The sequence below is a fragment of the Rhodococcus sp. ZPP genome (assembly GCF_017656075.1).
GTDB classification, from domain to species: Bacteria; Actinomycetota; Actinomycetes; order Mycobacteriales; family Mycobacteriaceae; genus Rhodococcus_F; species Rhodococcus_F oxybenzonivorans.
Genome location: NZ_CP058638.1, coordinates 950,601 through 964,827, shown reverse-complemented (window position 1 = coordinate 964,827; position 14,227 = coordinate 950,601). Strand labels below are relative to the sequence as shown.

13 protein-coding genes and 1 pseudogene are annotated in these 14,227 nt (G+C 66.3%); 5 read left to right on the top strand and 9 right to left on the bottom strand.

Features of this window, described 5'->3' with window-relative positions; all coding sequences use genetic code 11:
* Positions 1 to 11 precede the first annotated feature (11 nt).
* Positions 12 to 935 (top strand): shikimate dehydrogenase, encoded by a 924-nt coding sequence (locus tag HYG77_RS04450; RefSeq protein ID WP_208961929.1) that lies wholly within the window; start codon positions 12 to 14, stop codon positions 933 to 935.
* Between the two features lie 243 nt (positions 936 to 1,178).
* Here HYG77_RS04450 and HYG77_RS04445 read toward each other — a convergent pair whose 3' ends face one another.
* The 7 genes from HYG77_RS04445 to pcaH form a co-directional block, all read right to left on the bottom strand.
* Positions 1,179 to 2,231, bottom strand: a complete 1,053-nt coding sequence (locus tag HYG77_RS04445) for a DUF222 domain-containing protein (RefSeq protein ID WP_208961928.1) — start codon at positions 2,229 to 2,231, stop codon at positions 1,179 to 1,181.
* A gap of 405 nt (positions 2,232 to 2,636) precedes the next feature.
* Positions 2,637 to 3,848, bottom strand: a complete 1,212-nt coding sequence (locus tag HYG77_RS04440; protein WP_208961927.1) for an acetyl-CoA C-acetyltransferase — start codon at positions 3,846 to 3,848, stop codon at positions 2,637 to 2,639.
* 35 nt (positions 3,849 to 3,883) lie between these two features.
* Complete coding sequence (locus HYG77_RS04435; RefSeq protein WP_109328878.1) at positions 3,884 to 4,681, bottom strand: IclR family transcriptional regulator; 798 nt, start codon at positions 4,679 to 4,681, stop codon at positions 3,884 to 3,886.
* Entirely contained in the window at positions 4,678 to 5,871 is a 1,194-nt protein-coding gene (gene pcaD / locus HYG77_RS04430; protein ID WP_208961926.1) for a 3-oxoadipate enol-lactonase, read from the bottom strand. Before pcaD ends, HYG77_RS04435 begins: the two co-directional genes overlap by 4 nt.
* Positions 5,868 to 7,214, bottom strand: coding sequence for a 3-carboxy-cis,cis-muconate cycloisomerase (pcaB, locus tag HYG77_RS04425; RefSeq protein ID WP_208961925.1), 1,347 nt, complete (start codon positions 7,212 to 7,214; stop codon positions 5,868 to 5,870). Before pcaB ends, pcaD begins: the two co-directional genes overlap by 4 nt.
* Before the next feature lie 22 nt (positions 7,215 to 7,236).
* Positions 7,237 to 7,878, bottom strand: a complete 642-nt coding sequence (pcaG, locus tag HYG77_RS04420; protein WP_109328884.1) for a protocatechuate 3,4-dioxygenase subunit alpha — start codon at positions 7,876 to 7,878, stop codon at positions 7,237 to 7,239.
* Positions 7,878 to 8,597 carry a protocatechuate 3,4-dioxygenase subunit beta gene (gene pcaH, locus HYG77_RS04415; protein ID WP_109328886.1) on the bottom strand — a complete coding sequence of 240 codons (720 nt, stop codon included), beginning with the start codon at positions 8,595 to 8,597 and terminating at the stop codon, positions 7,878 to 7,880. Before pcaH ends, pcaG begins: the two co-directional genes overlap by 1 nt.
* Positions 8,598 to 8,744: 147 nt before the next feature.
* Between pcaH and HYG77_RS04410 the strand changes: the two genes are divergently transcribed.
* Together HYG77_RS04410 and HYG77_RS04405 are read left to right on the top strand one after the other, a co-directional pair.
* Positions 8,745 to 9,494, top strand: coding sequence for a CoA transferase subunit A (locus tag HYG77_RS04410; RefSeq protein ID WP_208961924.1), 750 nt, complete (start codon positions 8,745 to 8,747; stop codon positions 9,492 to 9,494).
* Entirely contained in the window at positions 9,491 to 10,132 is a 642-nt protein-coding gene (locus tag HYG77_RS04405) for a CoA transferase subunit B (protein ID WP_109328890.1), read from the top strand. The genes HYG77_RS04410 and HYG77_RS04405 overlap by 4 nt, the downstream gene beginning before the upstream one ends.
* 75 nt (positions 10,133 to 10,207) lie before the next feature.
* Here the strand turns inward: HYG77_RS04405 and HYG77_RS04400 are convergent, their stop codons facing one another.
* A complete protein-coding gene (locus tag HYG77_RS04400; RefSeq protein ID WP_208961923.1) occupies positions 10,208 to 10,822 on the bottom strand; it encodes a maleylpyruvate isomerase family mycothiol-dependent enzyme in 615 nt (204 codons plus the stop codon).
* Between the two features lie 152 nt (positions 10,823 to 10,974).
* Here HYG77_RS04400 and HYG77_RS04395 point away from each other — a divergent pair, with 152 nt between their 5' ends.
* Both HYG77_RS04395 and HYG77_RS04390 read left to right on the top strand, forming a co-directional pair.
* Positions 10,975 to 11,343 (top strand): hypothetical protein, encoded by a 369-nt coding sequence (locus HYG77_RS04395; RefSeq protein WP_208961922.1) that lies wholly within the window; start codon positions 10,975 to 10,977, stop codon positions 11,341 to 11,343.
* A gap of 38 nt (positions 11,344 to 11,381) precedes the next feature.
* On the top strand, positions 11,382 to 12,074 hold the full coding sequence (locus tag HYG77_RS04390) for a hypothetical protein (protein ID WP_204164909.1): 693 nt from the start codon (positions 11,382 to 11,384) through the stop codon (positions 12,072 to 12,074).
* A 69-nt stretch (positions 12,075 to 12,143) separates the two neighbouring features.
* Here HYG77_RS04390 and HYG77_RS04385 read toward each other — a convergent pair.
* Positions 12,144 to 14,101: pseudogene (locus tag HYG77_RS04385) on the bottom strand (sulfatase-like hydrolase/transferase); the annotation flags it as partial.
* Positions 14,102 to 14,227 lie beyond the last annotated feature (126 nt).

Here is a 14,227-nt window from a genome sequence, read left to right as displayed (position 1 = left end):
AAGTGAGCACCATGATTTCTCCCGACCTCGACACCGTTGCCGTATCCCGCCCGTCGTACCTGTGCGGGCTCATCGGTTCGGGAATCTCGAAGTCCCTGACGCCTCCTCTGCACGAGTCGGAGGGTCAGGCGCAGGGAGTCGGGTACGTCTACCGCATTCTCGATCTCGACACGCTCGCGCTGGGTGAGGATGGGTTGCCACGGCTCCTCGCCTCGGCGAAGCTGCTCGGATTCGATGGTCTCAACATCACGCATCCCTGCAAGCAGGCCGTCATCCCGTTGCTCGACGACCTGTCGGACGATGCGCGCACGCTCGGCGCGGTCAACACGGTGCACATCGCTAATGGACGGCTCATCGGCCACAACACCGACTGGTCCGGATTTGCGCGGAACATGGAGGAGGGCCTCGGCGGCGCGCCGACCGATCGTGTGGTCCAGCTAGGCGCAGGCGGCGCGGGCGCGGCCGTCGCATACGCGGCGCTGACCCGTGGGGTCCTGCACTTCACGATCATCGATGCCGACGCCACCCGTGCACAGCTGCTGCGGGATTCACTCGCCGCCATGTTCCCGGACCGCGTCGTCGTCTCCGGTGACCTCTCCGCGGTGCCCGCCGCTGTCGGGCAAGCGCAAGGTCTCATCAATGCAACCCCGCTCGGAATGGCGCAGCACCCCGGTATGGCGCTGGATGCCGAACTGCTCCGGCCCGACCTATGGGTTGCCGACGTCGTCTACCGGCCAGCAGAAACTGAGCTTCTGCGACGTGCCCGCGACATCGGGGCGCGCACCCTCAGCGGTATCGGAATGGCCGTCGGACAGGCGGTCGATTCGTTCCGCATCTTCACCGGACTCGAACCCGACGTCCTGCGGATGCAGGAGCACATGCGACGGCTGCTCGCCGAAGAGGACAGCGCCACCCTCGCCGCATCACCGTCGTGAACCGTGACGGGGCCCTCGCAGGCAGGGGGATTCGGCGGCAACCTCGACCAGCGACGTCCTTGTCTTCGGGACGTCCTTGTCTCCGGGTTGCTGATCGCAACGGGCTTGGCAGGGTTGGTGAGGACCAAGGTCGATGCAATCTGGCCTCGCGCTTGGCGCTTGGCATTTGCATGACGGCATGCCGGCTCTGCAACAGGAGTGGTCCTGTTGCAGAGCCGGCAAGTGTGTGTCGCGCCTCGGGGGTCAGGCCGCTCGGGGTCGGGCCTGGTTGTGCGCGGGGATGGGTGTGCGTTCCCAGTCGACTTGCCGGGGCGGAATGAAGGCGGGGTGCCGGTCTGCCCCCATTTCGATTTCCCAGTCACTGTGGTGGAGCAGTCGGTGATGGAACCCGGTCCACGCGACCCCGTCGACCGCGAACAGCGACGGGTCGGTCGCGCAGGCGCCGCGCTGATCTTCTGCGCTGGCGCCGGTGTGGTTGGCGTGGTCGGCGAGGTCTTTGACGTTGATGTGGAGGGAGACGTGGGGTCGTTCTCCGCCTTCTTCGCCGGCGATTGCGGAGTTGAGGTAGCGGCGCAGCAGTTCGGTGAATCCGTCGGCCCTGCGCTGTCCGGGGGTGCGGGTGTCTGTGGTTCCGTCCTGCGCGGGTCGCGGCTGGGAGAGTCCGGAGAGCGCGGAGAGCAGCATTTCGCCGGTGACGGCGTCGAGGTCGCCTTTGACGGCGACGCGTCCGTTGAGTGTTCGGGAGGCGTGGAATTCGTTGAGTTCGGTGTCTTCGGCGGGCGGCGGGTCGTCGGATTCGAAGGCGCGTTCGAGTCGCGCGATGACGGCCCGCACGGCGTCGGTGTTGGCGGTAGGACCGCTCGCCGCGTACAGCAATGCGGTGCGGCAGTCGTCCATCGCTTCGAGTGGCATGCCTTTGGGCGGTCTCTCGCAGAATTTCATGATCAGTGCGGCGTGCTCCGCCGACATTGTGGTGTCGAAGTATGCGTCCGCGATTTCCGGTTGGGAACGTAAACCTCGTCCCAACATCACGATTCGTCCCGCCGCACCGACCTCGAGCAATGTTGTGGAGGCCAGCCACATCTTGGTGTTCGGAAACCCGAGCACATCGACCTTGCAGCGGTGGTCGACGGCACCGACGAGCCTGACCCGCAAAGCCTCGAGTCGCTGAATCTCCTCCGACACAGCAACCACCGATTCGAGCAACTCGGCCTCGGCCAGACGCCACGCATCACCGACCGCAGTCGCCAAAATCTCGCCCGGCAACGCCCCCTGGATATCCTCCCCGACCCCCATGATCGAATCCTACTTCGAACGCATGTTCGAGTCAATGGCCCGCCACCCCGCCCAACGACATCGTCGTCAAGCGGACAATGGGGGCATGGCAACTACCGGGGTGGTCCGTAGCTGGGACATCGGGAGGATTTCAGCTCCGTCGCGGGCCCAGGCTTCCGTTCGCTGACGCCAGGACAGCACGTCACCTTCGAACCCGAGAGAGTGGTCAGCGGGACGCAGGACGGCCACAACTACCGCGCACTCGATGTTCGAAGGTGACGGAGACCAGCCGCGACCACCCGATCAGGACACCGGCTGTACGGTCCTCAGACAACTCGACTTCTGAGCCCCTGAGGATTCGGGTGCACTGATCGCATCGATGTGCGCGCGAGGGGTTGAACTGCTGGGTCTGCGAGGGCGACGATGTCAGACTCGTTCGAAGACAGCAGCGAGTCCCTGGCCGCCTCCGATGCACATCGTTTCGAGTCCGTAGCGGGTTTCGCGGCGGTCCATTTCCCGCAGCAGGGTGGCGAGAATCCGCCCACCGGTGGCACCGACGGGATGCCCGAGGGAGATGCCCGATCCGTTGGGGTTGAGTCGCTCGTCGGTGGGGTCGAGGCCCCAGGTTCTGAGCACCGCGAGGGCCTGCGCGGCGAAGGCCTCGTTCAGCTCGATTACGCCCATGTCGGACAGCGACAGTCCAAGTTGTCCGAGAGCCTTCTCCGTCGCCGGCACGGGACCGATGCCCATCGTGCGCGGTGGAACTCCGGCCACTGCCCAGGACGCCATACGGGCGAGCGGCCTCAGCCCGAGCTCCTTGGCCTTCTCGGCGGTGGTCACGATGCACACGGCGGCACCGTCGTTCTGCCCGCTGGCGTTACCCGCGGTGACGGTCGATGCCGAGTCGATCTTGGAGCGGATGGCGCGGAGCTTCGACAACGACTCCACCGTGGTGTCGGCCCGCGGGTGCTCGTCGGTGTCCACCACGACGGGTTCGGACTTTCGTTGCGGCACAGTGACACCGACGATTTCCTCGGCGAAACGGCCGGCCCGCTGTGCCGCCACCGCCCGCTGATGCGACTGCACTGCGAGCGCGTCCTGATCTTCGCGGCTGATGTCGAACTCTGCCCGCAGATTCTCGGCAGTCTCGATCATGCCGCCCGGAACAGGGAAGTTGTCGCCGCCTGCGGTGACGCGGGCGCGGGCGAGGCGATCGGCGAGCTGCACGCCCTCGCCCTTCACTCCCCAGCGAATGTTGGGGTGGGTGTAGAACTCAGCCTGGCTCATCGATTCGGTACCGCCGGCGAGGACGAGGTCGTTGCCGCCGGACGCGACCTGCAATACCGCGGTGATGACCGCCTGCAGGCCGGATCCGCATCGGCGATCCACCTGCATCCCGGGAACGTCGATACCGAGGCCGGCGTCGAGCGCGGCGATCCGGCCGATCGCCGGAGCCTCCCCGCCCGGAGATGCTTGACCGAGGATGACGTCGTCGATCGCGCTGCCGGCGATGCCGGTTCGTTCGACGAGTGCGGTGATGACGGTGGCAGCGAGACTTTGGGGAGTGAGGTCTTTGAACACTCCGCCGAAACGCCCTACCGGGGTGCGCAGGGGCTCACAGATGACGACGTCACGCATGGGAAACCTTTCATAGCTGTTCTGAACGGACCACGTCAGCGATTGACTGTGGCGAGGTCGCGTTCGATGTCGTGCGCGGCATGACGCAGCGCGGGAATCAGATCGGAGTACAGGTCGTCGAGGCTGTACCGGGCAGCATGGGTGGAGATGTTGACAGCCGCCACCGTCTCGCCGGAGGCCGACCGAATGGGCGCAGCCATCGAGCGCAGCCCCGCCTCGAGTTCCTGGTCGAGTAGGCAGTAGTCGTTCTTCCGAACCTCGAGAATTGCTGATCTCAGATCAGCGGGAGCGCTGATGGTGCGTTCGGTGAGCGGCTCGATCTCGATCCGCGAGAGATACGCGTCGAGTTCCTCGTCGGACAGTCCGGCCAACAGCACGCGTCCCATCGAGGTGGCATAAGCCGGGAACCGCGTGCCGATGGTGATGCCCACCGTCATGATTCTGCTGACCGGCACCCTTGCGACGTACACGATGTCGTCGCCGTCGAGAATCGACACCGACGACGACTCGTGCACCTGGTGACTGAGCTTCTCGAGGTGCGGCTGCGCAACCTCGGGCAGCGAGAGGCTCGACAGGTAGCTGTAGCCCAGTTCGAGTACGCGCGGCGTGAGCCAGAATGCCGAACCGTCGGTGGCCACGTACCCCAGTTCGACGAGTGTCAGCAGGAAGCGACGCGCGGTGGCCCGGGTGAGATCGGTCGCGCGGGCGACATCGCTGAGTGTGCGTCGCTGGTTCTGCTGGTCGAAGCAGCGGATCACCGCGAGGCCACGGGCCAGCGACTGCACGTAGTCGGGGGAGGGGAGAATCTTCTCCGTCGGTTCGGTTGCGGTCATGTCTGCGAATCATCCTCGCTGTCACCCGGCGACAGGTCGGCGAGGGCCTTCTTTCCGAGCGCAAAACCTCGGTTGCTGTTGGGAACACCGGCATAGACGGCGGTGTGCAGCAGTACTTCGCCGATCGTGTCCGCATCGACGCCGCCGCGCAGCGCCGCGCGAATGTGCATGTCCAGTTCGTGCTCGTTGCCGACGGCGGTGAGGACGGCGATGGTGAGAAGGCGCCGCGTCGTGTGGTCGAGGCCCGGCCGTGCCCAGATGTCACCCCAGGCCGTGCGGGTGATGAAGTCCTGGAATGGTGCGGTGAACTCTGTGGTCCCCTCGATCGACCGATCGACGTGTGCGTCACCGAGAACGGAGCGTCGTACCTTCATGCCCTCGGCGTGCGCTGCCCGGCGTCCTCGTGCGTACCCACCACCGAGAATGTGCTCGCGCAGCAAGGCGGTGACGGCACCGGCCTGTTCGAGGTTGGCCACGTGCGCAGCGGGGGAGAGGATTTCGAATCGAGCACCCGCGATCCCGTCGGCGAGCACCTGCATGACGGAGGGCGGTGTCGACGGATCGTCGGCGCCGGCCAGAACAAGCGTGGGTGCGGCGATGCGGGAGAGATCGGCGGTGAAGTCCCAATCGGCCAGAGCGTCGCAGCATGCGGCGTAACCCTCGGGGGAGGTCGCCGCGATCATCTCCCGGTAATGCCGCACGAACTCGGGATCACGCTTGGCGAGCCCCTCGCTGAACCATCGTGCCACGACGGCATCCGCAAGTGACTCCGGACCGTCGGTGCGCGAGGCGGCAGCACGCTCCACCCATGCGTGCGGTTCGCCGAACTTCGCTGCCGTGCACAGCAGCGACAGGGACAGCACCCGGCGCGGAGCGTGGGCTCCGAGCCATTGCGCAATGGCGCCGCCCATCGAGAGCCCCACGATATGGGCGGCCTCGACATCGAGGACGTCGAGCACCGCGAGGACGTCTTCGGAGAGTTCGCGCACGGAGTACGGCCCGTCCGGTGCGGGCGACTCGCCGTGGCCGCGCTGATCGACGGCGACGACCCGGCAGTCGTCGGACAGCGCAGCGATCTGCGGATCCCACATCGACCGATTGGAGCCGAGGGAGCCGAGCAGTACCACGACGGGGGCGTCGGGCGATCCGTTCCTGGGGCCGGAGACTTCATGTGCGAGTGCGACTGTCATCGCGTTCCTTCCCGTCCGCGGGTCACTGTGTCCAGTGCGCGGTCGACGATGTCGTAGGCGTGGCCGAGGTAGCCGGCCGGGTCGAGAAGCGCGCGGATCTCGTGCGCCTCGAGGTGTTCGAGAAGCGCGGGATCCTCGTCGAGGGGACGTCCCGTGCGGCAGGCGGCAGTCACGAGGTCGCGCGCGTTGTGGGTGCGCGTGGACAGGGCGCCGGTGACCCGTTCGGCGAGCAGAAGTCCCCCGGTGAGGTCGAGGTTGCGGGCCATCGCGTCGGGATGCACCTCGAGGTCGCCGAGGCAGTCGGCGATGCGGGCGACGGCCCCGCCGGTGAGGCGCAGCAGGTCCGTGAGTGTTTCCCATTCGGCGTGCCAAGCTCCCGCCGCCCGTTGCTGCTCATGGTCCATGGAGGCGAGGACAGTGGCGACGAGGCCGGGAACGCGTCGGGCGCCGGCACGGGCGGCGATGGCGGCCACCGGGTTGCGTTTGTGTGGCATGGCGGAGGAACCACCGGGCGTGCCCTCGCTGACCTCTCCGATTTCGGTGGCGGAGAGGAAGACGATGTCGGTGGCGATCTTGGAGACCGCACCGGCCGCGGTTCCGAGGGCCGAGGCGAGGATCGCGATGCGTGTGCGGTCGGTGTGCCAAGGGACGTCCTGACGCGGCAGACCGAGTTCGTCGGCGAGGGCGTCCGCCACCTCGAGGCCGTGCGGATAGAGCGCCGCCGACGTTCCTGCCGCGCCGCCGAGCTGCACCGGCAGATCAGTGAGCGCGTCGTCCAGGTTGCGGGAAGCTCTGTGCAGTGCGGTCATCCAGCCCGCGGCGAGAACGCCGAAGGTGGTGGGCAGTGCCTGCTGTCCGAGTGTGCGGCCGGCGATCGGCGTGGTGCGTTGCGCCCGCGCCAGCGCCTCGGCGCACACGAGCGCCTCATCCAGCAATGCCAGTACGTGAGCGCCCGCTCGGCGGGCCAGAAGCACGAGCGCAGTATCGAGGATGTCCTGACTCGTCGCACCTTTGTGGACATGACCTCCGGGGACGGCAGGATCGGCGGCCGCGAGTTCGGTACGCATAAGTTTCACGAGCGGTATCACGGGATTGCCGCCCGCCGCCGCTGCCTCACCGAGGTCACCGACGTCGATGGTGCCCGCGGCAACCAACTGCCCGAACAACGACGAGATGGTGTCGGCGGACGTGGTGGGGATGACTCCGCATTTTCCCTCCGCCCTGGCCAAGGCAGCTTCCACCTCGACCATCGCGGTCACCCATGCCTGGTCGGAGAGCAGCGTCGACAACTCCCCGGCGCCGAACGTCGGGTCGAACAATGCGCCTCGGATGGGCGAATTCACGCGAAATCCTTTCACCGATCGGTTACAGGGCGAAGAACGGCGTTTCCCGTCCTTCCGCATTCTGCACGTGGATCGTCAGGTGGTACCCGCGATCGGTCTTCGCGGCGATCAACTTCGGACGGTCCGCTTCGGGAACGGCGGCGAGGACGGGGTCCGCTTCATGAGCCTCGGTGTCCTCGGGAAAGTAGAGACGGGTGTAGAGACGCTCGAGCATTCCGCGGGCGAAGAGACCGACGTTGATGTGGGGCGCCTCCGCAGTGCCGTTCTCCGCGGGGAGAGCGCCGGGCTTGACCGTGTGCACCACGATCGTGCCGGTGTCGTCGGCGAATACTCGTGCCAGACTCCGGAAACCGGCCGGAGTCGCCTCCGCCGCACCGCGGGGATCGGCGGGAGTGTCGAAGCGGCCTTCGGCATCGGCCTGCCAGGTCTCGATCATCGCGTCCACGATGGGCTGCCCGGCGCCGTCGAGCACCGTGAAGGAGACGTCGACGCGTCCCGGCGCATCCTCGGGAACAGTGGTGCCGCTGTTCTCCCAGCGGGGTAGCAGGCCGATGTGCACATACGGTCCCACCGTTTGGGAGGGGGTGACGCCGAAGGGCACTTCGTCCTGACTGCGCGCGAAGACGGGGTAGCGGGGTGCGTCGGGATTCTGGGTGTCGATCATCAGTGGCCCCCTGTCTCGGTGGACGGCTCGAACGGAGTGGCGTCCCGGCCGCGCAGGACGATGTCGAATCTGAACCCGACCGCCCAGTTCTCGCGGGTGTGGTCGTAGTCGAACGTAGCGATCATCCGCTCGCGAGCGGCTTCGGGAACCGAGTTGTAGATCGGATCCTGGAAGAAGAACGGATCGTCCGGAAAGTACATCTGGGTGACCAGTCGCTGCGTGAACGCCTGGCCGAACAGGGAGAAGTGGATGTGCGCCGGCCGCCAGGCGTTGTGGTGATTGCCCCACGGGTAGGCGCCGGGCTTGACGGTGGTGAATTCGTAGTGGCCCTGCTTGTCCGTCAGGCAACGAGCCACACCGTTGAAGTGGGGATCGAGAGGTGCCGGCCAGGAGTCGTTCTTGTGGCGGTAGCGTCCGCCGGCGTTGGCCTGCCACACCTCGATGAGGGTGTCGGGGATCGGTTTGCCGGCGCTGTCGAGGACCCGCCCGTGGACGATGATGCGCTGTCCCTGCGCCTCGCCACCGTTGGCGTGAGTCATGTCGTTCTCGCCCTTGGCGACATCGCCGTCACCGAAGACCGGGCCCGTGATCTCGCCCAGACGCTGGGGAATCAGGATCAGGTCATTCTTGGGACTGCGTAACCGGGTCGTCTTGTACTCGGGGAAGAGCAACGGCGCATTGGCTTCGTGCCCAGCCCGGTGCGCTGGTAGGTGCAGCATGAAATCCTCGCGTTCTCGATGTGAACAGTCGCCCGCTATACGTACATAGTAGGCGGGATCTGTGATGGGGCCAACAGCCGGGGCGGAACTTGTTCGCAATGTGGATGGGTGTTCACTGTGTGAACATTTTCGGGTAGCCTGGGTCACATGGTCAACAAAGTCTTCCCAACAGCGGCCGAGGCTGTTGCCGATGTCCCCGACGGTGCGTCCCTTGCCGTGGGCGGCTTCGGCCTCGTCGGCATCCCCTCGGTGCTGATCGACGCCCTCCTCGCGCAGGGTGCGACCGACCTCGAGACCGTCAGTAACAACTGCGGCACCGATGGTTTCGGTCTCGGGCTCCTGCTCGAGCAGCACCGCATCCGCCGCACGATCAGCTCGTACGTGGGCGCCAACAAGGAATTCGCGCGCCAATACCTGAGCGGCGAACTCGAGGTGGAACTCACTCCCCAAGGCACGTTGGCGGAGCGCATGCGCGCCGGGGGAGCGGGCATTCCCGCCTTCTACACCCCGGCGGGGGTGGGAACGCAGGTCGCGGAGGGCGGACTGCCGATCCGTTACGACGGCCAGGGCGGTATCGCCGTGGCAAGCAAGCCGAAGGAAACGCGTGAATTCGACGGCGAGGCCTACGTCCTCGAACGTGCCATCCGCACCGACTTCGCGCTGGTCCACGCCTGGAAGGGCGACCGACTCGGCAATCTCGTCTACCGCGAGACGGCCCGCAACTTCAACCCCGATGTCGCGGGCGCGGGTCGCATCACCATCGCGCAGGTCGAGTACCTGGTCGAACCCGGTGAGATCGATCCGGCCGAAGTCCACACACCCGGCATTTTCGTTCAGCGTGTGGTCGAGGTCGGCAAGCAGGAAACGGGAATCGAGAACAGGACGGTGCGGGCATGAGTTGGACGCGGAACGAGATGGCAGCACGAGTCGCCGCAGAACTCGAAGACGGACAGTATGTGAATCTCGGCATCGGGATGCCTACATTGATCCCCGGCCACATCCCGGCCGGCAAGGACGTCATCTTGCATTCGGAGAACGGGATCCTCGGCGTCGGGCCGTACCCCACCGACGACGAGGTAGACCCCGAACTGATCAATGCGGGCAAGGAAACCATCACGGTGGCACCCGGTGGGGCGTTCTTCTCGTCCTCCGATTCGTTCGCGATGATCCGCGGCGGCAGCGTGGACGTGGCCGTTCTCGGCGCCATGCAGGTCAGCAGCCACGGCGACCTCTCCAACTGGATGGTTCCCGGGGCAATGGTCAAGGGGATGGGCGGCGCCATGGACCTTGTTCACGGTGCAGGCAAGGTCATCGTGATGATGGATCATCTCACCAAGAAGGGTGAGCACAAGATTCTCGAGGAGTGCACGCTGCCGTACACAGGCAAGCGGTGCGTACAGAAGATCGTCACCGACCTTGCCGTCATCGACGTGACGGCGAACGGTCTGCGCCTCGTCGAGACCGCGCCCGGCCACAGCATCGAAGAAGTCCAGGCGGCAACGGGCGCCACGCTGCTGGTCGACGCCACCGTGTAGTCCGAGACTTCCGTGTAATCCGAGACTTCGGAGGGCGCGCGGATCGTCGTCGGCTCCTTCGTCAGCCGATGGGTGTCACAGCGGGAGGCCCGCGACTCGTCCTGCGGGCACTGTCCGGCCGCACATCACGAGGGCGAGGTCTTCATCCGAGCCGAGGAGTTCGGTACCCGACCCGAATGCCCAGTCCATGTCCGTGGCCACCAGCCGCCGGCCCTCGATGTCGATGCCGAAGCGAGCGTGTTCGCCGCCGTGCGTGAGATCGTCCAGCACGGCCCGGATGGTCTCGTCGGGTACCCGGCGGGTGCATCCGAGCGGCACGGTGGCATCGAGGCCATGGATTACCACGTGGTTGAGGGCGCCGTGATAACCGCCGCCCGGCGGTGTCCAGTGCTGCATCACCTCGGAACGCAGGTTGTCCACGAGCTCGGTTACCGGGAGGCGGGCATCCTCCCGGGCGATCTGGTTGGACAGCCGGGTGAAGTCGAATTGGCAGTCCTGCAACTTGGCCATGAACTCGTCGCCTGAATAGCGCGCCGCCATGGTCAGATGGGCAATCACTTCGCGCACCCTCCACCCTTCGCAGAGCGATGGCGTGTCCCACCGTGCGTCGGAGAGTGTCTCGAGTTGATCGGCGAGTGCCGAGAATTCTGCAGCGACCGCGGGTTGGAGATGCGCGTCGTCATCAGTCATCGCAGACCTTCCCGCCTCCACGTGTTCGGCGACTCCCCGCCGTGTACACCCACCGTAGACCCGGCTGCACGGAGGTTGGGCTTAATCGGGCCTGCATGGTCAGTGTGTGCCGGCGTTCCCCGTTACCGTCCTCGTGCGGTCATGATGGGGCGGTGACTGCAGACCCTCCTGCTCGAGCCGTGCGCCGGCGGTTTCCGTTCCGCGCGGCCGCGACGCTTCTCCTCGCCGCATTCCTGATGTGGATCAGTGCCGCCTGGTATTTCGGTTCACTCGACTACCCGCTGGACGATTCCAACGGTGCATTCGTCGAGTGTGGATCGCCGTTTTCACCCACACCTCGGGAAAGCCTCGCAGTCACTCCGGAGGGTCGACAGGCTGTGTCAGAGGAGGAGCTGTACCGGTTGTGTGCGGCTGCACTGGACGGCACGGCGCGCATCTCGCTGGTAGCCGCCGTGTTCGCGGTGGGTGTCGCTCTTCTCGGCGCACGGTTGCTCCGGAACTTCGTGCAGGGCACGAACTGACCGGACGCCGTCCTCCCTCCGGCGATAGTGTGGATGGCATGGTCCTGCTCGTACCTCACCGTTTTCGCGGGCCCACGGCGTCGGGCAACGGCGGGTACGTCGCTGGACTTCTTGCCGCGACGCTGAATCACGACGACGCCCCGGCGGCTCCGGTGACCGTGACCCTGCGCAAACCCCCACCGCTGGAAGTTCCACTGAAGGTGGTGAGAAGCGGAGGGCACTCCAGCGCCCAGGACCGGGACGGCACGACCATCGCCGACGCCGAGTCGGCCACTGTCAACGAGCTACCACAGGTCGCGGCAGTGGGCCTCGACGTTGCTCGTGCCGCGTCCGAGAACTATCCCGGCCGAGACCGTCATCCGTTCCCGCAATGTTTCGTGTGCGGCCCCGACCGCGCAACCGGTGATGGAATGCGCCTGTTCCCCGGCCGGATCGCGGACGGCAGCACCGCGTGCGTGTGGTGTGTCGACCCCGACCTCGCGGGGCAGGCGGCTTTCGTGTGGGCGGCGCTCGATTGCCCTGGCGGCTGGGCCGCACCGATCGAAGATCGCCCCATGGTGCTGGGCAGGATCACCGCTCGGATATCGGCGCTGCCCGAGCCTGGCGAGAACTGCGTGATCACGGGCCGACTGATCGGCTCCGAAGGGCGCAAGGTGTGGACTGCGACGACGGCCTACGGAGCCGACGAGCGTGAACTCGGTCGTGCCTCCGCTACGTGGATTACCCTGTGAGTTGGCCGCTCCCGCTGCATCGAGGGGGACCTGGAAAAAAGTAGGATCCGAACGGCAGCGGCGGCGACCTCAGTCGGCGATCGCCTGTGCCAATTCCGCGACCTCCTGGATGACCGGTTCAGGCACACGGACCGTACCGGGGGTGTAGGTGACCGATCGCAGTCTGCCGGTGAAGCGGAAAGTCCCGCGGCGCTCTCGAAGCTCCCACACCACCGGTCCGCGGGCGTCGACGCCCACCGAGATCCCGGTCCAGGGCGCCATGCCGACCAGCTGGAACTGGTCGTCGAGGGTGGCCACGTCCCTCGTGACCCCGGCCGAGTCGGTGAGGGCGACGGTGAAGTTCCACCGGACGGATTCGGTGGCCTCCGCCCGCACCTGCACACCCACCACACCCGCGCCGAGGGGTGCGGAGGTGTGCGCAACCCGGCCGTAGCTGTTGACGGCGAACAGAATTCGACCGTCTTCGACGTAGAGCACGTATCCGCCGTGCGGGTCGCCGTGGGCCACGAGCACGCCTTCGTCGTCCCCGGTGATCTCGTGTGTGGCGACGTCAATGGTGAAGTCGCGGTACTGGTCAGCACACTGGACCGATAGCGTTCCAGCGTCGGCGTGCCCGCGAGGATCTTCACCGGCTCTGCCAGCCGACGCTCGTCGGGGCGCCGCTGCACAGCTTTGCGGTCGTTCAGAATAGGGAACACCGTGTTGTGCCAGGCCGCCCGGTCCCAGGCCTCGGCGAGTTCGCGCACCTTCTCGGGAAACAGATGTGCGACATCGGTGGTCTCGGCCGGGTCGGACTCGACGTCGAACAGCTGCCACTGCGGATCGTCGACCCGGGTCGGATCCGTGTGCAGCGACAGTAATTTCCAGCCGTCCCGGTAGAACCCGCGGTGACCGCCGAACTCGGCGTACTGCTCCGTGTGGGGTGTGGGCTGCGCAGCGTCCCGCAGGATGTCGGCGATGCTGACGCCGTCAGGCTCTTGGGCGAGAAGTCCGTTCCGGTGGCTCGGAGTCACGAGTCCGGCGAGATTCAGGAGGGTCGGGGTGATGTCGGTGACGTACGAGTAGTGCCTGCGCAGCCCGCTGTCACCGGCAGCACGCCGGAGCCCGGCCGGCCAGGACAGCAGAAACGGCACCCGCACACCACCGGCGAACGTCTGACCCTTGTAGAACCGGAACGGGGTATTCGACGCCTGCCCCCAGCCGCGCGGGTAGTGGACGCCGATCTTCTCCGAGCCGATCAGTTCCTCGTCGTGCGGAACGTCACGCACCCAGTCGTCGGGGACGGGTCCGTGCACGAATTGACTGAAGTATGAGCGTGTTCCCACCGCGCCGCCCTCGCCGGTGCCCCCGTTGTCGGACGTGAACACGATGATCGTGTTGTCGGTCTCGCCGAGTACGTCGAGGGTGTCGAGAACCCGGCCCACGCTCTGGTCGATGCTATCGACCATCGCGGCGTAGACCTCCTGGTACCGCGCGAACCGCAGCTGCTCTTCTTCGGTGAGCTCGTCCCACGGCGGCGCGTCGTAGCCGGGTTCGGTGTTGCGTTCGGCCATCTGGGTGCCTGGCGGGAAGAACCCAGCCTCGACCTGTGCGTCGAAGCGGCGGCGTCGCACAGCGTCCCAGCCCTCGGTGTAGTGGCCACGGTACTTGGCCCGGTCTTCGGGCTTGGCCTGGTGCGGTCCGTGCATCGCGATGTGCGAGAAGTACAGGAAGAACGGCTTGTCGGCGTCGTGGGCGCGCAGGCTCTTGATGCGCGAAATGGCCTTATCCGTGATGTCATCGGTGACGTAGTAGTCCGGCGGATACTCCTCGACGTCGACCACGGAGTTGTCGGAAATCAGCTCGCTCGGGTAGTAGAACGAATTCAGTCCCTCGAGCGAGCCGTAGTAGCTGTCGAATCCACGCTGCAGTGGCCAGGAGTCGCGGGTGCGACCCGGCGCGAGGTTGGTGTCGCGCGCGAGATGCCACTTACCGACCGCGTGGGTGGCATAGCCGTTCGCGCGCAGAATCTCGGCGAGGCTGAGTGCGTACTTCCCGGACAACCCGAGAAGACGGTACGGGTGCCGATCCCGCCCATCAGTATTTGAAATCAAGTGGATTTCAAGCCCGCCGGACTGGCTGCCCCGTGTCGGCCTCGCCCGGGGGTCGTACCA